This window comes from Acidilobus sp., from assembly GCF_049973875.1.
Taxonomy (GTDB): Archaea; Thermoproteota; Thermoprotei_A; order Sulfolobales; family Acidilobaceae; genus Acidilobus.
This window is the reverse complement of sequence record NZ_JBMFJI010000008.1, coordinates 11,541-31,257: the sequence shown is the minus strand read 5'-3', so window position 1 is coordinate 31,257 and position 19,717 is coordinate 11,541. Positions and strand designations below refer to the sequence as shown.

The window sequence follows — 19,717 nt, the reverse complement described above, 5'->3', positions numbered from 1 at the left end:
TCACGCTACGTATGGGTCAATATAGCTACTAGGGGGTTGACGGAGTCTATTATGACGAAGCCGTAACGTATGAACTGCAGCCTGGATCCCTTGCCGTAGTTACTTATGTAACCTTCAGCCAGGCCATCATGTTTTATTAAGTTCAGGCCGTCAGGCTCCAGCACCGTCAGCCGGACGGAGCTCGCCTCAGGTACCCACTGAATTATCGGGTAGCCTCCTCTCCTGGCCTCTTCAACGCTGTCATTCTTAAACACAAGTAAACCATCGTTGGCGTTCACTGCATAGTTTCCTAGGCCGACTAGCCTTACCATGGGAACCTTAGCGTCATCGCTTGGAATATAGATGTAGTCCCCATCGCATACCTTTATCTCGCGAACTGCCTGCGGCCTATTGGGATGTAAAGGTATCTTTGCCACGTGACAGCCGGGCTGACTTAACTTCATCCTGATGCCGCGGCCGCCTGTGAGCTCCACAAACATAAGCCTGTCAGCTATAGGGTCAAGCCTCTTCCTGTTAACCGCAGCTAAGTTTGCCCAGCTAAGCTTGGCATCGCCTGGCCTTACACCGACGTCAAGGATTACATCCCTTATAGACTCGGGCAATATGCCGCGCCTACGAAGCCCAGCTATCGTGCCAAACCTTGGATCGTCAAGACCCATGAACTCGCCAGGTCTATCACTCATGATCTTCTTTATGTAGCTCTTGCTCATTATAAAGCCTTCGAGTTTTAACCTTCCAAAGTGTATGTAGGTGGGCTCAGGCCACTTAAAGCATCTGTAGACGTAACCTTGTTTTAGTGTATTAAGCTGATGCTCCTTACCCCTGAGCACGTGCGTGATACCCATTAAGTGATCATCAACGCTTACTGCAAAGTTATAGGTGGGCCACACTATATACTTGTCTCCAGTCAGCGGGTGAGGATGGGCGTCAGTATCGATGATCCTAAAGGCCACCCAATCCCTGAGGCTGGGGTTTGGGTCGTTGACGTTCGTCTTAAATCTTACTACCGCCTCTCCCTCCTTGTAGTGCCCTGAGAGCATCTTGTCAAACTCCTCTAGCTGCCACTCAGGTGGCTTGTCCCTGTACTCTGGCGGCATGCCCTCGGATATCAGCTTCTTGCTCTGCTCTCCTCCCAGGTCCACGTAGGCGCAGCCCTTTGAGAGGGCCTCCTTCATAGTTGAATAGAATATCTCCATGCGAAGGCTCTGTATGTACTCCTCGTCCCACTTAACTCCAAGCCACCTGAGGTCCTCCTTAATCATATCATAGGCCTCCTTCATAGGCGTTTTGGTCCTAGGGTCCGTATCCTCAAACCTTAGCACCATCTTACCCCTGTACATCCTCGCGTACTCGTAGCTCAATATTGCGGGCCTAGCATTACCTATGTGAATTACGAAGTCAGGGTTAGGGGCAAACCTGGTGACCACTTTACCCTCCTGAGCGTTAGGGAGCGGGGGTAGAACCTTCTGCTCGGGCTTCTGCTTTTTCTGACCCTCCTCCACGGCTTCGCCGAACTCCCTTGCCAGCGTGTCGCGCTGCTCCTCTGCACTCATGGAGTTAACCTTATCTACCATCTCCTTTACTATGGGCGCCAGCTCCCTGGCCCTCTGCCTGAGCTCTGGGTGCTCAGCTATGAGCGCCGACATTACGCTGTTTACCATTGCTTTGCCTCCATGCTGCACCGCATTGCGTAACGTAACCCTGTAGACTAGAGACCTCAGCTCGTCTAAGCTCATGTTTACTTCTCCCTCTGGGCACTAAATACTGCAAGATCCTTTAAGGCTCTATAGGCCTTTTCGTCCACTATGAGCCCCGAGGCCTTCAGCATGTCGAGCTTTTCCACAGCAAGCCGAGAGTAGCTGTTGGCGAGGCTCTGTACGTAATCGAGGGCTCCCGCGCTCTTTATAGCCTCAGCTGCCTCCTTAAGCTTCTCCTCCGAGCTATTTCCGTTAAAGACATCAATTAGGAGCTCCTTGACCCTTTCATTACTTGAGGCCGCCTTCAGGACCAATATGGTTTTCTTACCCCGCCGGAGATCGCTGTAGACGGGCTTGCCGGTCTTGGAGGGGTCCCCAAACACTCCAAGTATGTCATCCCTTATCTGGAATGCTAGGCCTACGAGCCTCCCATACTCCCCCATGGTCTCTATTACCTCATCCTTGGCCTTCGCGGCTATTGCGCCTAACTTTGCTGACGCCTCCACTAGCGCCCCTGTCTTAAGATATATCATCCTTAGATAGTCCTCTGCGTCCACGTCCCAGCTCCTCTCGAAGAGCATATCATAACCTTGGCCTTCAGCCACTTTGCGGGAAGCCTCTGTTAGGGCCTGCACTGCCTTAATTACGTACTCCTCGTCAAGGCCCTTCTCGAGGCTCCTCAGAATTGACGCGAAGGATAGTGAAAACATGAGGTCACCGGCGGTAATTGCCAGCGGAACTCCATAAACCTTGTGGACTGTGGGCACCCCTCTCCTGAAGTCATCGTTGTCCATAATGTCGTCATGCACCAAGGTGAAGTTGTGGAAAATCTCCACGGCCGAGGCGAGAGGAATTGCGCGCGCCTCAGCATCAACGCCGCCTAGAGCTCTGGCCGCGGCAAGAACTACCAGTGGCCGTAGCCTCTTTCCGCCTGCCTTTATTAAGTGAAGCGATGCCTTGTAAAGCTCCTCGGGGGCGCCCTTTACTACGTCATATATGTCCGAGTTCACTAATGGTACGTACTTCTCCACGAGCTCGTTCATATCATCAAATGTCATTGTTCCGTCTCCTCCAAAGAAGTGTCATAGCTCTGCTATTTAAGTAACTACCAATGTTTATGCCTCTTGATTCCAACTCATCCCTGAGCCGACCCCATATGGTAATGCTGGCAAGCCAGAGGTCCTGGGGCCTCTTACTGCCGCTCATTAACATCGCTGCCTTCAACTGATAAAGTATCTGTGAAACGTACCTCTCTAGTCCTTCGCGGCCTGCCGAGAGCGCCCTGAGGGCGGGGGCTGCGAAGCCGCCTATGTCGGCGCCTAGAGCTATAGCCTTAGCCACATCATGGCCGTCCCTGAGCCCCCCGCTTCCAATTATATACGCGTCTGGGGCCGCAGCCCTAGCCTCCACTATTGCAATGGCCGTGGGGTTACCCCACAGGTCTGCCATGCTAGCTGGGTCCCTGAGCGGCGCCCCATGCTTAGCTTTAGACCTGAGGGCCTCTATCTTGATCCAGTTGGTGCCCCCTAGCCCCGCCACGTCAAAGCACTTAACGCCAACTGAGCGCAGCACACTAATATCTTCAGCGCTGAGGCCTGTGCCCACCTCCTTAACTATCACGGGAACAGGCATCTCCTCTACGAGCTCCGCCACCTTCTCCAGCACGCCGCTAAACTTGGTGTCGCCCTCGTCCTGGAACAACTCCTGTCCAACATTGAGATGTATCGCTATGGCGTCGGCCCCTATAATCTCCACAGCCTTTAAGGCCTCCTTCACTCCATATCCTTTGGCCAGCTGCGCTCCGCCAAGGTTAGCGACTATGAAGGCATGCGGAGCCCTCTCCCGCACCACGGAGAAGGTGTGAACCACTGAAGGGTCCTCTATCGCCGCCCTTTGGCTTCCAACTCCCATGGCTATTCCAAACTTCTCAGCCACCTCGGCTATGGCAGCATTTATAGGCTCTGCGTCAGGGTGACCCCCCGTCATGCCGGTTATTATTAAAGGCGCGCCTAGCTCGTGGCCGCAAAACTTAACCGAGAGATCTACGTCCTCCAGGTTGGCCTCAGGGAGCGACCTGTGAACCATCCTTACGTACTCTAGCAGCGTGGTCTCCTGAGGCTCCACGCTGCCTTTCCTTACAATGTCTATGTGCTCAAGTTTACGAGCGCTCGTAAACGTCATTCAGCGGCTCACTCGTGCAGTCTTGTAAAGGAGGGACTTAAATAAGGGCCTAGGTTCCACGCTTGCCCGGCCTACTAGCCCTGTGGCTGCTCAGAACCTCTTATGCTCTTAAGCTCGTCCAGAACTTCAGCATATATGAACCCTATTATTATCCACGCTATAAATATGTCAACCTCCAGCTGAAGGTTCTTTGACATGAAGCTCAACGACATAGCCCACAAACTTATAATGGTTGCACCAAATCCTATTAAGACGTCTACCAGCTTCCGGGCTATCCAATTAAATGACCTAAGTGAGTCAAACGTCATGGCTCTGCGCAGCCCTCTGAAGCCTTCAAGAATATATGAGAAGTTGGCGGAAAGGTGTACGAATAAGTTAGCGAGACCGGCCAGGCTGCCATAAACTAGGAACAACGCAAAGGGCCTCTCATAGAGCGCCAGTATCGGAAAAGTCACCATGCCATAAATTATTACTGTGACTACCACCGCATTAAACGGATGGTCGCCCCTTACGACTGCCAAGCCCTTATATAGCATGTTGTTCTTTGCCATTGCGTAAAGGGTCCTTGACGTGGCAGCCATGAATGACAAGGGCGCTAAGATACCATCGTTGAATGCAGCAAAAATGAGAGGTATTATGTAAAGATCCCTGTAAAACTTGCGCATAAAGTCTATAACTGGTATTCTCGCCGTTAATATGAAGTTTAATTGGCCAGTTGTCAGGGAAGCGTCCAGAAGTGAGTATATCACCAGACTGGCAAGGAGTCCACCCGCTATGACCACAATTATTGCAGCTTTACCTATGTACTCTTTCCTTATGGCCTCCCCGCCCAGCGGAGTTATGGAGCCATATCCTGTGGGTATGCCTATCGCGAAGAGGATACCGGCTGCCAAAAGTGACGACGATGGTATTGACTTTAATGAGAACGGGTTGTAAAACCTGAAGCCTGCTATCATGAGGTTAACTAAACTTATGTAGATCAGCGCGGCCAGCTCCACTATTGAAGCTATTTCGGCATATTTTGCCGAGGGCCTTATGCCCAAGATTAGGAATGCCGCCGCTGGAATGTATATTATGATGGCTGCCAAAAGGGGGTCCAAGTGAAGCGCGTATCTTAGGACATAGGCGGCCCCCAGGAAGTAGGCAGAGCCGTAGATAACAGAGTACATCATGTAGAGCCAGCCCGTTTCAAGGCCCAACCTTCGCGTTAGGCTGTAAAGCGCGTATATATAGTAGCCCCCAGCCTCGCCGTACCTCTTTGAGAGGCCATAGACTACCGCGGCATTTAACAATACCAGAAGCGTTCCTATTATTATCACTACTGGGGCGAAACTTCCTGTGTAGAAGACCACCCCTGTGGCGTAAGTTAGCAAGGAAAGCAGCGCTGCCTGCCCTCCAAAGGATAAAAACACTAAATCGAGCAGGCTTAGCTTTCTGCTCAGCTGCCCGCTTGCCGTTATTGTCCTCTCCGAGGTCTTCATTGATTGGGCTACCTTCTCATTTAAATAACCTCATGCTAGTTAAAAGTCTTACTGGGGTGTTTAGGTTTCGCTGACTGCAGGGAACTCTATGAACAGCTGATCGAGACCAGGGAGAGGATAAAGGACCTGAGAAGTCAACTTGAAAGCCTTCTGAGCGACCTCAGGCTGGTAGTCGCTTCTCGGAACGATCTTATATCATGTTTAAAGCTCCACTCCCCGACCTACTTCTCATGGCTTGAACTTAAGCCTGAAGAAGCAGAGCCTGAAGCCTCTCGGGACGAAGCGTTTGAGATTTCCCCTGATGACTGCAACAGAGTTCGTCAGTTACTCGTGAGGGAGAAGTCGCTTGAGTCCTCATTAACGTTTAGGCTGGCTGAGGCCAACGTTTCCATAAGAAACGAGGTTATTAGGCTCGCGGGTCTGGCAGCTCTCTGCAGGCATTTTGAACCCGAATTGTCTGAAAAGATAAGTAATGAAGTGCTTGACCCTCTTCTTTCTAAGTATCTTTCAATAGAGTGAGGCGATCCTAGGAGGCTCCCGATTTCCTATTCACGGCCTTACGCAGCTTTCTCGCTATGTACGCTACAACTTCAAGGAGCGCTAAAAGCTGCACGAAGTCTATATTCACGGAGAACTTGCCCAGGTCGTTGACAATGAGCACCACTAGGGGATAAATTACTACTTTAGCGTGCAGAACCGCCATATCGAATACAAGTGAGCCAACGTCGGCTCCTACCATGTAAGCAAGGAATGGAAACCTGTATCTGGGGTAAAGCGCTAGCAAAAGGAGATACAGGAGCAGTGAAACCGCTATGGACGAGTCCGAGAAGGCCCTTGTAGCAGCTGAACCTATCATGTAGCCTAGGAGCAGTGAAATTATGGAGAGCACGCTTAGCACGGCCATTTCAAGTTTTCTTATGAATTCACGCTGGAACTCTGACCCCGTATCGGCGTTGCTCACTGCAGACCCCCAGTTGCTGGCACGTGATGTCACATGGGCTGAAACGGATCTAAACTTTTTACATCCATCTTATCCCTTTACTCGGTAAACCGATATGGACAAACATGGCTGGTTTAGAAGGCATTTGATGTCGCCCGTGGACGCCTCGCTTTTAGAGCCCCTTAGGTTGCAGCCTGGCATGACAGTGGTGGACCTGGGCTCAGGGCCTGGGAGGTTCACAATACCCGTGGCTAAGATCGTCACCCCTGGGAAAGTCTATGCAGTGGACATAGATAAGGAGTCCATTCGTATCGTTGCTGAAAGAGCCTCGGAAGAAGGCCTCTCCAACGTTGAAGTTATAGAAGCTGACGTGATCCAAGGAGTTGGGTTACCTGATAACGTGGCAGACGTAGTGATAATGGCTAACGTGCTGCACGATTTCATTCATGAAGGAGTTTCGCAGGCCGCGCTAGGAACTGCTGTGCGACTGCTAAAGAGTGGGGGAAGGCTTGCGGTCTACGAGTTTAAAAGGGAGGCGCTCTCCTTCGGGCCCCCCTCAGTGGTTCAGGGTGTCCCCTGAGAAAGTGGCTGAAGAGCTAAGGGCCGTGGGCTTAGCATCAATCAATGTAGTTCAGAACGTTAGCGAGACTCATTACCTAGTTATCGGAGTTAAGCCCTGAGCCAAGCTGTAAAGGCAGCCCCTATTTAAATTCAGGGTAGAGTTTTACAAGACGTAAAAGACGATGGCTTCTGCAGGAGCAGCCTTTAGTAAGACTATGCAAGTATCAACGTTCTGCGCGGGCAGGACAGCTACCAACAAAGGTCGGTCAACGACGGATTCCTTACTTTAAACCTCTCATTATGGGACGCTAACCCCCTCTCGTGATAAGCCAATGCCTCCCAGTAGCCATCCTCGTAGTCCCTCAGAAGCTCGATCTTCGAGACCCACTTAGTCCCCTTCCAGCCGTACAGAAGCGGACTGAAGATCCTTGCGGGACCCCCATTCTCATCAGGCAGGGCCTTACCATCCATGCCCACCACGAGCGCCGCGCTCTCAATGGCTACATCGATCGGCATTACAGAGGTGTAACCGGAATGACTCCATGAGTAGACCCATTTGGCGTCCTCCAAGCTACCGAGCTTCCTGAAAAGGTCTTTCAGTGGGACCCCAAGGTACCTCCGGCCTTTAACGCTCCAGCCTGTGACGCAGTGGAAGTCCTCAGGCCCCAGGTCCCTGGCCTCGCTCATTATGTCAGCGAGCCCCAGCTCTAGCGAGCTGCCGTCTGGCCCCACTAAGACCAGCTTCCAGGAGCCCCTTTCAATCCTTGGGATTTCCCCCTCGGCTGAGTAGATTACGAACTTAGGTATGGCCACCTGGCCAGGTGGCAGCTCGGTGGCCGCGCACTCCTTAGAGGTCATTACTTGGCTTAGAACTTCGCCTTCCTTAACCTCGCCTCTCTTAAGCAGCTCCCCCTCGGGCGGCATTAAGGCAAGGCCGTTAGTGAAGAGGACACCGGTCAGATTTATGAAAAATGACTTCCTGACGACCACTCTAAGCTGACCCACCTCGCTTGCCCCGCTAATCAACTTGAACACGTGTAGATCGTAGGACCTTCCTATCAGTTCATGGCCGGAGTAGACGGCGTTCAAGTCAACAGAGCCCGTCAGTTCAATGATTCTCCTTAGCCCAGCCGTAGCCTCGCCCTTAATATCATCGAGTGACGCTAGCTTGTCGGTTGAGGAGCACTCAAAGGCCACCGGCATACCTATTTTTGCAAGCCTCCGATTAAGGTAAGCCCTGCATCCTAAGATGTTAGGTACGGTCGTCATATCTCCCTTCCGGAGCGGAGGGGCCCAGAATTTAAGGCAGAGTTACTTACGGATAGCCATGGATATCAGGAGACTGATAGATGGCGTGCCCAGGAGATACAGGCCGTTGGCTTCAATACCAAGCGCCGCAATTATAGCCAAACTGTTGCTGGACACAGGGGTTCTCAGGATACCAACAGGCCTTGCAATTGATGCCGCAGGCGCTGCCCTGCTCTCGTCAGTGGCCGGCGTTTCAGTAGCGATTAGGAGGCGCAACAGAAAAGCGCCATCCAGCAACATGAGCTTCAGGATAATAGAGGTCGTGACCGCGGGCACCGCTGAAGAGAGGGCTCAGGCCTCCCAGCTGTTGGCCTCCATAATAAAGGAGAGGGCCAAGGCTGGCAGGGCCAGGTATATGATAATTTCAATGCTTCAGGGAGGCTACAGCAGGACCCTCATAGGTGTCATGAACCCAAACCCCTCAGAAGTTAGCATTGAGGCAGAGATTTTGAAGACGCTCATATCAATGAACGTTAAGGGCGCGAGGCTTAGCGAGCTGGAAGAGGTGCCAGAGTCCCTTGTGAAGGGCCTTGAAGCCCTCGAGCCCACCGGTAAGGGCGAGCCGGTCATAGTGGAGCCCTCCAGGGGCTCCCTTCCATTGATGTCTTCAGAGGAACAGGCTGCAGGGCTTAGGCTTGGAGTTGCCTACGAGGGCGCCTACCCGAGGCCTGTACAGCTCACCGTAGATGATATAAAGGGTCATGTGGCCATTTTCGGCTCAACTGGCACGGGTAAAACCACGACCTTGACTACAATACTTGAGGGCCTCAGCAGCATTGGAATTAATTTCGTGGCTTTCGACTGGGCTGGCGAGATAAATAGGTTGATCAATGACAGCCTGGAGAGGTGGAGCCCCCTCAAGGATGGGGGCATTAACCCGTTCACTGACAAAGGACTCCGGTCGTCCCCGGAGCTGCTGCTGGACGTGCTTAGCAGCGCCATGAATCTGACCCAGCCCCAGAGCTACATAGTTATGAGGGTCTTCAACGACGGCATACCGAGGAGCTTCAGCGAGCTTCAGGAGGCCATAGAGGCGTACCCTGAGGAGGCCAAGTGGGACAGGGAAGTCAAGAGGGGGCTGTTAAGGAAAGTCGCCATAGTTGCCAGCGCCAGGTTCTCCAACATCTTTAATGGCTCTGTGGACCTCGAGGAGCTGGAGGGAAGCCCAAGGGTAGTGCTGCTTGACGAGATAGAGAGCTACACAGTCAGAAGAGCCTACTCGCTAATAATGCTTGCGGCCATGTTCTCCCGCAGGAACAGGACTAAGCCCGTGGTAGCTGCAATAGATGAGGCCCATAACCTCTTTAGCGATGATAATGACCTCCTGGGCCGCATAATGGCTGAGTCCAGAAAGTACGGGCTCTACATAGCCTTGGCAACCCAGAGCCCCTCAGCGGTGCCCAACGACGTGCTACTGAATGCCAACACTAAGATAGTTCACGCCCTTAGGAGTCTCAGGGATAAGGAGGTTATAGTTCAGAGCATGAACTTATCTCACGATATGATTAACCTCCTTGATAAGCTGCAGCCCGGCGAGGCCATAGTTCAGTCACCCACCATTGTAAACCCCATTCTCATAAAGGTCCAGCTCAGAGCCCCACTGAGGGACAGCGTTAGCAACGGCCGGGTCGGAGAGCCAGTCAATGTTAATGCCGGTCCTCCACTCTGAAACGCCTGATATGACGCTGGAGAGCACGGACTGAGGGCTCATACCTGTCGTGTCAACCTCTATGGTCATATCGCTATAGTCCATAAGCTCATCGGCCACGGAGCCCAGCGCCTCGGCCATCGCGTTCTCAAGAACCTTGCGGCGAGGCCAACCCCTTGACAGGAGCCTCTCGAACAGCACCAGCGGGCTCAGCCTGAGGAGAACAACGAATGGAACCAGTTCGTTAAAATTTGCGAAGTCTAAGAAGAGGGACGGGTAGTGAGTCGGCACGATAGTGCAGGGGCCCAACTTGCTCAGTACAGAGTTTACAAGGCGCTCTTCATCAATTATGAGCGTTCCAGGCCTCTCTGGGTCTGGCCTTCCCAGGCCCTCTTTTACAGCCACCTGTGACGGCTCAACTACGTTACATCCCAGCTCCTCTGAGAGCAGGCCAGAAAGGGTTGACTTGCCAACGCCTGGCGTTCCAGCCACTATTATTACGAACTGCTCAGCCATTAAGCTCCCTCCCCCTAGACCATAACTTGGCGACCTCGTCCTGCGGCGGTGACGAATACACCTGCTCCGAGCCTTTTCCTTTGACAATTAACTTGGGGGTCCTGGAACTTCCTCCCACCACGCCTATAACCGATGACTTAGCTCCCAGGTCCCTGAGGAGCTCAAGGACCCTCTCCTTGTTCTCGGGCCTTACGGTGGCTATGAAGGAGCCGCTTCCCATAGATTTGAGTGGGTCCATTTTAAGCGCAGTGAAGATTTTCCTTGTTATGTCCTCCACTACAACGCTATCACTATATACTGTTATGTCGTGCCCAGAGGCCCTGGCAACCTCATAGGCGGCACCTATGAGGCCCCCCTCAGTTATGTCATGCATAGAGGTGACTAGCCTCCCCTCTGCCAGGGGAAGGGCATAGTTCATTATGCTCGCTCTTGAGATCAGCGAGGACGCCTCGCTGATATCGCTCTCGCTAAGGCCAGCGCCAAGGAGGAGGTCCTTGAAGTCGTTAGCTATTATAGCGGTGGCCTCCATGGCTGTTGGGTTAACCTGCACAACTATGTCTCCTTCCTTAGCCCCCGCGGTTGTGACTATGTAGTCATGCCTGCCGCATCCCATCACGGTGGCCACCACTATGGCATGTTTCAAGCCCGGAGTTGCCTCGGTATGGCCGCCTACTATCTCTATCCCTAGTCGACTGGCCTCTGAGGAGAGCTCGCTCATAACGGCGCTGAGCGAGGAGAGCAAAGAGCCCACGGGCATCAGCACGTCAACTAGCATCCACTGGGGCCTTACCCCCCTTACAGCTATGTCGTTAGACGCCACGTCAACTGCCAGGGAGCCCACGCTGAAGTGGGACTCTGTTATAGGGTCGCTGTGAACTGCCATGACGCAGCTCCCTAAGTCTATTAAGGCCGCGTCTTCCCCTATGGCTGGACCCATGAGAGTTGACGTCCAGCTGAATCCTCTTACCCTTGAGAGCACTATTTGCTCAAGAATCTCTTGGGGCAGCTTGCCGGTCCAGCCACCTTCATAAAGTCTTATGCTGTAGTCATCTACCATTCGCTCCTGGCCTCCGAGGCGGCCTTAACCATGTTAACTAGCTTGGCCTTTGCGACCTCGCGAGGCAGTGGCTTGAGACCGCAGTCTGGGTTTATGTAGACCTTCTCAGGGGGCAGCACGTCAAGCTTCATCAGTTTCTCTATGGCTTCCTTCACCTCCTTCACCGTCTCAACCTGCATGCTGTGAACATCTACCACGCCATAACCAAGTTCTTTGTTGTAGCCGTACTCCTTTAAGTAAGGCAGCAGCCTGAAGTTGCTGTTCTTGAACTCAAGAGCGAACTGGTCGACAGGATAATCTAGTATATAGGGCAGAATTCTCTCAAGCCTACCGTAACATATGTGAACTATCCTCTTAGCCTCTATGCCTGAGAAAACGTAGCGCAACGCTTCTCCTGCCAGCTCAGCCTCCTCCCTCCAGGGCCTTGTTGAAAGCGCAGGCTCGTCCACCTGTATGTACTTCGCGCCTGCCCTAACAGCGTCAAGGACCTCCTCCCTTATCACCTTGGCTAATGCCATAATAAGCTCGCTCCTGTCTTTGTAGTAGACATTGAAGCTCCACTCCATCATGGTATAGGGTCCGGTTATTATGAACTTCACGGGCCTCCCGCCGCTTATTGATGATGTGTAAAGCCAGTCCTCTATTGCAAGCGGCGAGGTCCTGATGAGGGGCCCCTTAATTATAGGCTTCCTGAAGTACATGTTATCGTAAATCCTTACCCACTCGCCCTCCTCATAGCCCTGCACCCGCTGCGCGAAGTAAACTACCATGTCTTCGCGTGACTGCTCGCCGTCGCTGATTATGTCTATCCCGGCCTCTAAATAGTCCTTTACAACCTCTGCTATGGGACCCCTTATGAGCCTGTGGAACTCCTCCTCGGAAATCTCGCCGCGGTCCCTTCTCTTTATCAGCTCGCTGGCCTCTGGAAGCTTTGGGTAGCTGCCTATCACCGTGGTTGGGAACTTTGAAGGCACTTGGTAGCTCACTGCTGCACCACCTCTCCAAGCCTTTCAGTTATGGTAGAGAGCAGGTAAGCCTTTCTGAGGCTATACGTATACGGTATCACATCAAACCAAGTAGTGGTTGTGAGGCCTATCTCTTCATCACCTGCCTCCTTGGAAACCTGGAGCACCCAGTCCCTAATTTTATCAAAGTCGTCATCCTCTATCCTCCTGGCGTCTATGACTCCCAGAACCGGCTTATGACCTCCAAGGCCCTTCTTTGCTATAAGCGACAGCGCCCTGGTGGGCGCATCAGCTACGTCCATGGAAATATACGTCGTCTTTACGTTCAGGAGAGCCTCGTAGACGTCCTCCCTGGCCACGTCAAAGTATAGCGATACAACCGTAGGTACCTTGAGCCTAGACACAATGCTATTTATGAGCTCGACGCCTAATGCCGCGTCATCCCTAGAGAGCTCCTGGTCAGTCATATAGGGCTCGTCTATTTGTATGAGCGATGCCCCCGCCTCCTCCGCAGCCTGCGCCTCCATTGCAAGCGCCGACGCTATGCTCTCTGCCAAGTCTTCTTTGCCCAGCTCGCTTGCGTTCTTGGACATCAGGAGAAACGTCAGAGGACCTGGTATAACGGCCTTGAGTGGGCTAGGCTCTGCTATGTTGCTGAAGGCTCTTATCCGCGGGGGCCATACAAAATGATCAGGGTCTGGCCTATCAGTGAACAGTGGCACCCTATAGAAGAAGTTATTGTCAAAGTACCTCAGGAGGCCGCTCGCCGCGACATTTCTCCATGCGTTAACGAATGGCCTGAATATGTCGTGCCAGTCAACCATTCCATCGACCACGTACCTGAAGCCCAGGGCCTCCTGTACGCCTATTATGGCGGCCTCCTCCGCGGTCACGTTCCACTCTATGCTAACCTGTGAGCCTGCGCCCCTCTCCATGTCCCTCAACGCATGCCTTGCCTCCCTCGTGCGAGGAAAACCCCCAAGCACCATAGACCATAGCCTCAATAATTAACACCCGCTCTCCCAGTGTTAGCGACTCTTTTAAGCTTGAGCCGTATAGCCCGAAGGCCTTGCGCAGTCCTTAACCTTATTAATGCCTCAAGAAAAAGCCATTATAAGCCTCTAAGTTCTGTCAGAGCTGGGACGCGATATGCCCAAACTTAAGCAGAACGTTTACATAGTAGATGGCGTTAGAACGCCTGTCGGCAAGTTTGGAGGCGCTTACAAGGATGTACCGGCTGTTGACTTGGCATCATTCACGCTTAAGGAGGTCCTTGAAAGGACAGGTCTCAAGCCGTCAGACCTTGATATGCTAATTTATGGACACGTGATAAGGGCTGGCACCGGCATGGACTCGGCTAGGCAGGTAGCAATAAAGAGTGGGGTACCTTACAACATAGACTCTATGACAGTTGACATGGTATGCGCCAGCGGCATGGCAGCTATAATAACGGCCGCCAACTATATCGCGTCGGGCTCTTATAACGTGATTGTCGCGGGCGGCATGGAATCTATGAGTATGGCCCCCTTCATAATTCAGTCATCCGCGAGGTGGGGAATGAAGCACCTCATAGGTAGGGAGTGGCAGATCCTAGACGCTATGGTATACGATGGCCTCTGGGACGTGCTTCTTAACAAGGTTATGGGCGAGGAGGCTGACATGACGGCGGCCGAATATAACGCTCCAAGGGATGAGCTGGATAAAATATCATATGAAAGCCATGAGCGCGCAGCTAAGGCATGGGATGACAACCTGATGAAAGACTTCGTGGTGCCCTATGAAAGGAATGGAAAGGTGATATTAGACCATGACGAGGGGATAAGAAGGGACACCAGCATAGAGAAGCTAAAGTCGCTGCCCTACGCCTTCACTAGCAGGGGACCTCACACCGCGGGCTCCAGCAGCCAGCTCAGTGATGGAGCTGCAACTCTTCTCATAGCGAGCGAGGAGGCCGTTAAGTCGCTTGGTCTTAAGCCCGTAGCGCGCATAGTGGGCTTTGCTTACCACGGCGTTGAGACCTGGAGGTTTCCTGCGGCACCTGTTGGGGCCGTGAAGAAGCTGCTTGATGACGTCGGGTGGACTATTGATATGGTAGACTATTGGGAAAACAATGAGGCCTTTGCAGTGAACAGCTATATAATGCACAAGGAGCTGGGGATACCCTATGACCGCATGAACGTCCATGGAGGCGCCATAGCGGTGGGCCATCCGTTAGGTATGAGCGGCGCAAGAATAACTTTGGAGCTGATCAACGTCCTGAGGAGGCACGGAGGCAAGAGAGGAGTAGCGTCAATATGCCATGGACTTGGAGGGGCGGCCTCCATAGCCATAGAGTTAGTCTAAGGCTAGGGCGCCAGCCCCTTCTGCGCCAGAAGCTCCCTGACTTTCTCTGCGTTATCCCTGAAGGCCTGAAGGCCTTCAAGCCTCGGGCGCCTCCTCTCCTCGGCCTCGGCCATCAGCTTCTTCTGCCAGTCCTCTGTTGGTGTGAAGGGCTCCACGGGCTCGCTCCTGCCAGTGGGGCCTACATGAACCAGTGTAAAGTAACTCGTCGTTGTGTGGCGCTCCTCGCCAGTTATCTCATCCCTCTTGATTACCTTAGCCATCACCTCCATGCTTGACTTGCCCACATAAGTCAGAGTGCTGTAGGCTATTATGGTCTCCCCCAGGAGTATCGGAGTGTAGAAGTCCGTGCTGTCCACCGAGGCCGTCACCACTGGCCCGCGAGCGTACCTTGTTGCCACTAAGGCTGTCACCTCATCAAGGAGTCTCATGAGCCTCCCGGCGAAGAGGGTGTTTATCTGCATAACATCCTCAGGCATCACAACCTTGTTAGTTACTACCGTATACTTGTCGAGGAGGCCCCTGGGAGGGGATGTGTCAAAGACCCTCTGCCTTCTATCTTTTATCCTCTCCTCCCTGGCCTTCCTTCTCTTGATAGCGTCCTCATAGAGGGCCTCTTCCTCTGGGGTTCTAGGCTCTATGCAGACCCCCACGGGGACAGGTCTCAGGTCTCTTCCCACAGCCACATAGGTCATGTGAGCCAGCGTTGTTAGCCTCTTCTCGTTCATTATTGGATTCTCGGCCTCTACCAGGAGGCTGAGATCAATGCTGCTGTTGCCCACGTAGTCAACCCATGCTGTTATTATGGCGTTCTCGCCGACAAGCACTGGGGAGAGGAAGTAAAGGCTTTCGAGGCTTGCTAGCAGCGTCGGCCTCCTGGCTATCCTGGTTGCCTCCATACTCGAGACCTGGACCATCCAGTCCTCCATGATGCCGCCAAATAGCATCCCCAGGGGGTTAGCATGCATAGGCAACGCTTGAAACACTGATGTCATGACAGTCTGCAATGGCGACAACGTTCTTTCGCAGTTCGCTCGGGCCACCTAAACCACCACCTTAGAGTGCTAGAGTTTATTTAAAAAGGTAGCACGGCTGCTTCGACGCGCGAGCCAGAACAGGTTCGTGTCCATCTAACGAACCTTCAGCTGAGCTAAATAAGGTCGGGGGTATCGACTCCTAGCCCTCTGTCTTCTTTCTTTTCTTCGCTGCAGTAGGCCTCAACCACTATCTTCTTAACGTTGAGCCCCTTTGCCTTCAAGGAATCCATGACCGTAGACGCTACGTCGCCATCAACGTCAAAGATCCTGTCAGAGTCTAGGCAGTACACGTTTATGTGAGGTATAGGTTGATCTATCCTCAGTTTATCATTAATGATGAATGTATCCACGATACCCATGCTCTCCAGCATCTTTATGGTATTATAGACAGTAGAAATGCCCACGCGGGGAAGCTCTTCCTGCGCGGCGTCGAAGAGCTCCTTAAGCGAGGCGTGCTCCTTGACCTTTGATAATATAAGTTTTGTCAGGAGGACCCTCTGCGGAGTTATCCTCTTGTCCTCAGAGCTTATTTTTTCTAGCACCTCCTGCAGCTTTGATTTTACCCACTCGTCTTCTGCCATGGTTAGCACTCTGGAACCTTTTTGTATTGAAAAGTTTTTATACTTAACTTCATATTAATACTGTCGCTCACTGAGTTAAGATATGGCCGGCCTTAGCTACCTTAGGAAGTCTGTTAGCCTTCTCTGCCTCGCCCTAAAGCCTAACAGGGAGCTCTGAGCCAACACGTCCTGAGGGCTCGCCCTGAGCCAGCTAGCTGCGTACTCGGCAGCCGCCTGCACGCTGTCGAATACCTTCGGCTCGCTCAGCATGGCCCTCCTGATAGACTCGCGTATGTGCCAGTTGCCCACTGGGGCATAGTATGTAGGTAGGATTTCCCTTAAAATGACAACGTCGGCTTTCTTTGCCGAGCTTCTCAGGCCCTCAAGCACTGCCAAACGGGCCGCGGAGAAGCCGCCGTCCATGGTTGATGCCCTTCCAAGCGGGTCCTCCTCCACTCGCTCCACTATTGGCCTCTCGGCCTGCTGCGTCCAGAGGCCCCTAGGGTGCCATACCTCTATCCACTCGAAGGTGCCCTCACCAGACATAAGGATTACTAAGAAACGGTTCCCTAAGTACTCCGCTTCCCTCACCTCAACGCTGTCAACGCTTCTAAAGTCCCTAACCTCCCTCCTCAACCTTCTTGAAATTATATCGTCAACTGCAGTTATCGCCCACCTTGTTGGAACCAGCTTTCTGGCCCTGAGCCTTCCAAGAAATCCAAGGCTTAGCATGTCCTGTATCTTATAGACGTCAACTCCCGCCTGGTAGAGCTCCCATATTATATCTTCAGCTTTTGCATCGTCCCAGATCGCCTCCTCAGCCTTTCTCTGAAGCTTGGGGGCCCCGCTCACAACAACTCTCTCGGCTGGGGCCCTGGGCCCCATGGGTTTTGTCAGGCCGTCAAACCTGAGCTGCGGAAGCGGCAGCGACTTCAGAAGTACGTCGCTCTCAACGGGCCTCTCCGAGAGCGACGCAAGCCCTAGCTCCGTCTCGTACAACCTCCAGGGTTCATGGACGTCAAGCCTTACATAGGCGGATACCATCTCCCCCCTGAGCTTCACTATACTACCGAGGGTCTCCCTCCTCTCCGCCCATAGCTTAGGCGCGTCATAGTAAGCCGCCTCGTCCGAGGACTTACCCGGGGGCACCATGTAGTAAAACGAGACCTTGGGGTATCCATACTCGCCGACAAGCACGCTTGGAGGCGTGGAGCCCACCACGTCTTTTCCATTTATCCTCTGCACGGCGCTTACCTGGACTCTAAACCTCTCCAGTATAGGGCACCTTGGCAGGCCGCAGAGCAGCTTGTAGCCCTTGCACCTGGCGCACAGCTCAGGGGGTATGGAGGGCAAAGCGCTCCCTCAGCTGTAAAGTAGGGCGTTGTGCAGTTTTGAGGATCTGGGGTACACCCTTATGGTCTCAAGGTTCTCGGGCACCACCACTTCTGGGGATGCATCAAAGCCAAGCTTATCCCACCTACCCTTAATAGTTGAGGCCAGCGCGGAAAGCCCAGCAGGCTCACCGTGGTTAAGTATTATAGTTCTGGGCTTTGGCGTGAGCCTCCTTAGGAAAGCCAGCAGCTCGCTCCTGTTGGCGTGGCCTGAGAAGCCTTCTATTCTTGCGACCTCGAGGTTCACCTTGTACGTCTTAAGCCTGTTCTCGTCCTCTAACTGTACTTCCCGCTCGCCTTCAATTATTCTCCTGCCAAGCGTCCCAGCCGCCTGGTAGCTCACGAAAACTAGCGAGTTCCTCTGGTCGCCCGCCAAGGCCTTAAAGTACTCGAGTATAGGACCTCCTGTCATCATCCCGCTTGTTGAAATTATTATTGCCGGTCCCTGGCTGTATATCGCCTCATCCCTCTTGCTCTGGTCGTTCACGAATACCATCTGTGGTCCAATGAACGGGTTCGCTCCTTCGTTGAGTATCTGGTCCCTTATCTCCTTCGAGAGGAGCTCTGGGTAGGCCGTATAAATCGCGGTAACCTCGTATATTAAGCCATCTATGTAGATGGGCATCTCAGGTATTTTCTTCTCCTGCATCGCCTTGTTGAGAAGTACCATCATGTCCTGCGACCTTCCTACAGCCATGACTGGTAACAGCACCTTACCTCCCCTCTTATAGGTTCTGTTGATCAGATCCATCAGCTGCTGCTCAGCTTCTTCGCGGGTGGGCGTCTCCGTGGCTCCGTAGGTGCTCTCCATTATTAGCGCCTCGATGCGGTGGAACTCCGTGTTGGCAGGGGGCTGGAGTCTCAGGGCCTTGTTATCCCTTACGCTGTAGTACTTGAGGTCCCCCGTGTAAAGTATGTTGTAAAGGCCCTGGCCTATGTGTATGTGTACCAGGGCAGAGCCCAGTATATGGCCGGCGTCGCTGAAGGTGAGCTTTGCGTCAGGCGAAAGGTCAGTGACGACGTCGTAGTTTACTGTTATGGTGTGATTAAGCATGGTAATCAGGTCCTTCTGAGTGTAGGGGGGCTCCTTGCCCTCCCTTATGTAGAGGTTTATGAAGTCCTGCAACATGAGGGTAGCTATGTCGCGCGTGGCGGGGGTCATGTATATGGGCCCACGGTAACCGTACTTGTAGAGCATAGGGGCCAGGCCCACATGATCCATGTGAGCGTGCGATATGACTACAGCGTCCAGCTCGTCAAGCCTCAGCTCAGGGGCGTCAAACATGGGGTAGGCGTCAGGGCCAAAGCCGCTCTGGGCGAAGCCAACATCAAGTAAAATCTTGCTCTCCGAGGTATCTACCAGTATACAGGACCTACCAACTTCCCCGAAGCTTCCAAGGCCGGTGATTCTCACGTAACGGGGCCCTGAGATCATGTCCCTGTAGATCCTTTCCCCTATCTCCCTGAGCGCGTGCCTCCTCTCGCCTGATGCCATCAGGTAAAGAGTGTTGAGCGACGCCAGCGTCTTGCTGACCAGAGGCGGCTTCCTCTGCACTTCAAGCCTCCATCCTGTGGCCGCTAGAACCTGGTTCCTGAAAGTCTTGCCCTTACCTATCAGCTTTCCGGGCTTATCAGTTAGCACCCTTACCTCTCCAAGGACTTCATCAAACTGTATGTCGCTCGGGTCTATGGTAACGTCCTGAGGGGCGTTCTCAAGTATGTACTTTATCGTGGCCTCCCTGGTCGCCCTGGCCTTTGGGTCGCTCCTAACCACTATCCTCTTCCTGATGAGCTTGGCAAGCTCCTTTACTTTCTCCTCGCCCTCCAGCATCCATTTGGGGTTCTTAACGTAGATCGCTATCTCTGGGCCCTCAAACTCTATCTTGGCTATCTCAGCGCTGCCGAGGTTCTTGTATATCTCCTCGACTATTCGTCTCCGCAGCTCAAGCCCTGATATCAGGCGCCTCTCTTCGCCTGGTTGAGACTGGCTCTCCAAAGCTGCACCACCGCAGGAACGGTCTGCAGTTCCTACAAA

18 protein-coding genes are annotated in these 19,717 nt (G+C 53.0%); 4 read left to right on the top strand and 14 right to left on the bottom strand.

The window, feature by feature from the left end; translation table 11 throughout:
- Positions 1 to 5: 5 nt before the first annotated feature.
- The 4 genes from ACP5H1_RS04410 to ACP5H1_RS04395 all read right to left on the bottom strand — a co-directional run bounded on the left by ACP5H1_RS04410 (position 6) and on the right by ACP5H1_RS04395 (position 5,359).
- On the bottom strand, positions 6 to 1,736 hold the full coding sequence (locus ACP5H1_RS04410; RefSeq protein ID WP_427972179.1) for a glutamate--tRNA ligase: 1,731 nt from the start codon (positions 1,734 to 1,736) through the stop codon (positions 6 to 8).
- 2 nt (positions 1,737 to 1,738) lie between these two features.
- Positions 1,739 to 2,755 carry a polyprenyl synthetase family protein gene (locus ACP5H1_RS04405; RefSeq protein ID WP_427972176.1) on the bottom strand — a complete coding sequence of 339 codons (1,017 nt, stop codon included), beginning with the start codon at positions 2,753 to 2,755 and terminating at the stop codon, positions 1,739 to 1,741.
- Positions 2,745 to 3,878 carry a type 2 isopentenyl-diphosphate Delta-isomerase gene (gene fni, locus ACP5H1_RS04400; RefSeq protein WP_427972174.1) on the bottom strand — a complete coding sequence of 378 codons (1,134 nt, stop codon included), beginning with the start codon at positions 3,876 to 3,878 and terminating at the stop codon, positions 2,745 to 2,747. Before fni ends, ACP5H1_RS04405 begins: the two co-directional genes overlap by 11 nt.
- Positions 3,879 to 3,952: 74 nt before the next feature.
- A complete protein-coding gene (locus ACP5H1_RS04395) occupies positions 3,953 to 5,359 on the bottom strand; it encodes an APC family permease (protein ID WP_427972172.1) in 1,407 nt (468 codons plus the stop codon).
- Positions 5,360 to 5,689: 330 nt separating this feature from the next.
- Here ACP5H1_RS04395 and ACP5H1_RS04390 point away from each other — a divergent pair, with 330 nt between their 5' ends.
- Entirely contained in the window at positions 5,690 to 5,878 is a 189-nt protein-coding gene (locus tag ACP5H1_RS04390) for a hypothetical protein (protein WP_427972169.1), read from the top strand.
- Between the two features lie 7 nt (positions 5,879 to 5,885).
- Here the strand turns inward: ACP5H1_RS04390 and ACP5H1_RS04385 are convergent, their stop codons facing one another.
- A complete protein-coding gene (locus tag ACP5H1_RS04385) occupies positions 5,886 to 6,320 on the bottom strand; it encodes a hypothetical protein (RefSeq protein ID WP_427972167.1) in 435 nt (144 codons plus the stop codon).
- A 127-nt stretch (positions 6,321 to 6,447) separates the two neighbouring features.
- On the opposite strand from ACP5H1_RS04385, the gene ACP5H1_RS04380 reads away from it, so the two are divergent.
- Positions 6,448 to 6,879: a class I SAM-dependent methyltransferase gene (locus ACP5H1_RS04380; RefSeq protein WP_427972165.1), complete on the top strand. Its 432-nt coding sequence runs from the start codon at positions 6,448 to 6,450 to the stop codon at positions 6,877 to 6,879.
- A gap of 230 nt (positions 6,880 to 7,109) precedes the next feature.
- Here the strand turns inward: ACP5H1_RS04380 and ACP5H1_RS04375 are convergent, their stop codons facing one another.
- On the bottom strand, positions 7,110 to 8,057 hold the full coding sequence (locus tag ACP5H1_RS04375) for a molybdopterin-dependent oxidoreductase (RefSeq protein ID WP_427972162.1): 948 nt from the start codon (positions 8,055 to 8,057) through the stop codon (positions 7,110 to 7,112).
- A 130-nt stretch (positions 8,058 to 8,187) separates the two neighbouring features.
- On the opposite strand from ACP5H1_RS04375, the gene ACP5H1_RS04370 reads away from it, so the two are divergent.
- Positions 8,188 to 9,837: an ATP-binding protein gene (locus ACP5H1_RS04370; RefSeq protein WP_427972159.1), complete on the top strand. Its 1,650-nt coding sequence runs from the start codon at positions 8,188 to 8,190 to the stop codon at positions 9,835 to 9,837.
- Here ACP5H1_RS04370 and ACP5H1_RS04365 read toward each other — a convergent pair.
- From ACP5H1_RS04365 to ACP5H1_RS04350, 4 genes are read right to left on the bottom strand one after another with little or no spacing between them, the layout of a single operon-like run.
- Complete coding sequence (locus tag ACP5H1_RS04365; RefSeq protein ID WP_427972156.1) at positions 9,718 to 10,332, bottom strand: adenylate kinase family protein; 615 nt, start codon at positions 10,330 to 10,332, stop codon at positions 9,718 to 9,720. The two genes, ACP5H1_RS04370 and ACP5H1_RS04365, sit on opposite strands and share 120 nt — an antisense overlap.
- Positions 10,325 to 11,389: an AIR synthase family protein gene (locus tag ACP5H1_RS04360; RefSeq protein ID WP_427972153.1), complete on the bottom strand. Its 1,065-nt coding sequence runs from the start codon at positions 11,387 to 11,389 to the stop codon at positions 10,325 to 10,327. The genes ACP5H1_RS04365 and ACP5H1_RS04360 overlap by 8 nt, the downstream gene beginning before the upstream one ends.
- Entirely contained in the window at positions 11,383 to 12,375 is a 993-nt protein-coding gene (locus ACP5H1_RS04355) for a methionine synthase (protein WP_427972150.1), read from the bottom strand. Before ACP5H1_RS04355 ends, ACP5H1_RS04360 begins: the two co-directional genes overlap by 7 nt.
- Positions 12,372 to 13,358 (bottom strand): methylcobalamin--homocysteine methyltransferase, encoded by a 987-nt coding sequence (locus tag ACP5H1_RS04350; RefSeq protein ID WP_427972147.1) that lies wholly within the window; start codon positions 13,356 to 13,358, stop codon positions 12,372 to 12,374. The genes ACP5H1_RS04355 and ACP5H1_RS04350 overlap by 4 nt, the downstream gene beginning before the upstream one ends.
- 145 nt (positions 13,359 to 13,503) lie before the next feature.
- Between ACP5H1_RS04350 and ACP5H1_RS04345 the strand changes: the two genes are divergently transcribed.
- Positions 13,504 to 14,697: a thiolase family protein gene (locus ACP5H1_RS04345; RefSeq protein ID WP_427972144.1), complete on the top strand. Its 1,194-nt coding sequence runs from the start codon at positions 13,504 to 13,506 to the stop codon at positions 14,695 to 14,697.
- A gap of 2 nt (positions 14,698 to 14,699) precedes the next feature.
- Here ACP5H1_RS04345 and ACP5H1_RS04340 read toward each other — a convergent pair whose 3' ends face one another.
- From ACP5H1_RS04340 to ACP5H1_RS04325, 4 genes are all read right to left on the bottom strand, one after another.
- The gene (locus tag ACP5H1_RS04340) at positions 14,700 to 15,641 is read right to left on the bottom strand and encodes an acyl-CoA thioesterase (RefSeq protein ID WP_427972253.1); all 942 of its coding nucleotides are present in this window, start codon (positions 15,639 to 15,641) and stop codon (positions 14,700 to 14,702) included.
- 203 nt (positions 15,642 to 15,844) lie between these two features.
- Positions 15,845 to 16,312: a Fur family transcriptional regulator gene (locus tag ACP5H1_RS04335; protein ID WP_427972142.1), complete on the bottom strand. Its 468-nt coding sequence runs from the start codon at positions 16,310 to 16,312 to the stop codon at positions 15,845 to 15,847.
- A 96-nt stretch (positions 16,313 to 16,408) separates the two neighbouring features.
- Positions 16,409 to 17,644 (bottom strand): Nre family DNA repair protein, encoded by a 1,236-nt coding sequence (locus ACP5H1_RS04330; protein ID WP_427972139.1) that lies wholly within the window; start codon positions 17,642 to 17,644, stop codon positions 16,409 to 16,411.
- 9 nt (positions 17,645 to 17,653) lie between these two features.
- Complete coding sequence (locus tag ACP5H1_RS04325) at positions 17,654 to 19,678, bottom strand: beta-CASP ribonuclease aCPSF1 (RefSeq protein WP_427972137.1); 2,025 nt, start codon at positions 19,676 to 19,678, stop codon at positions 17,654 to 17,656.
- Positions 19,679 to 19,717 lie beyond the last annotated feature (39 nt).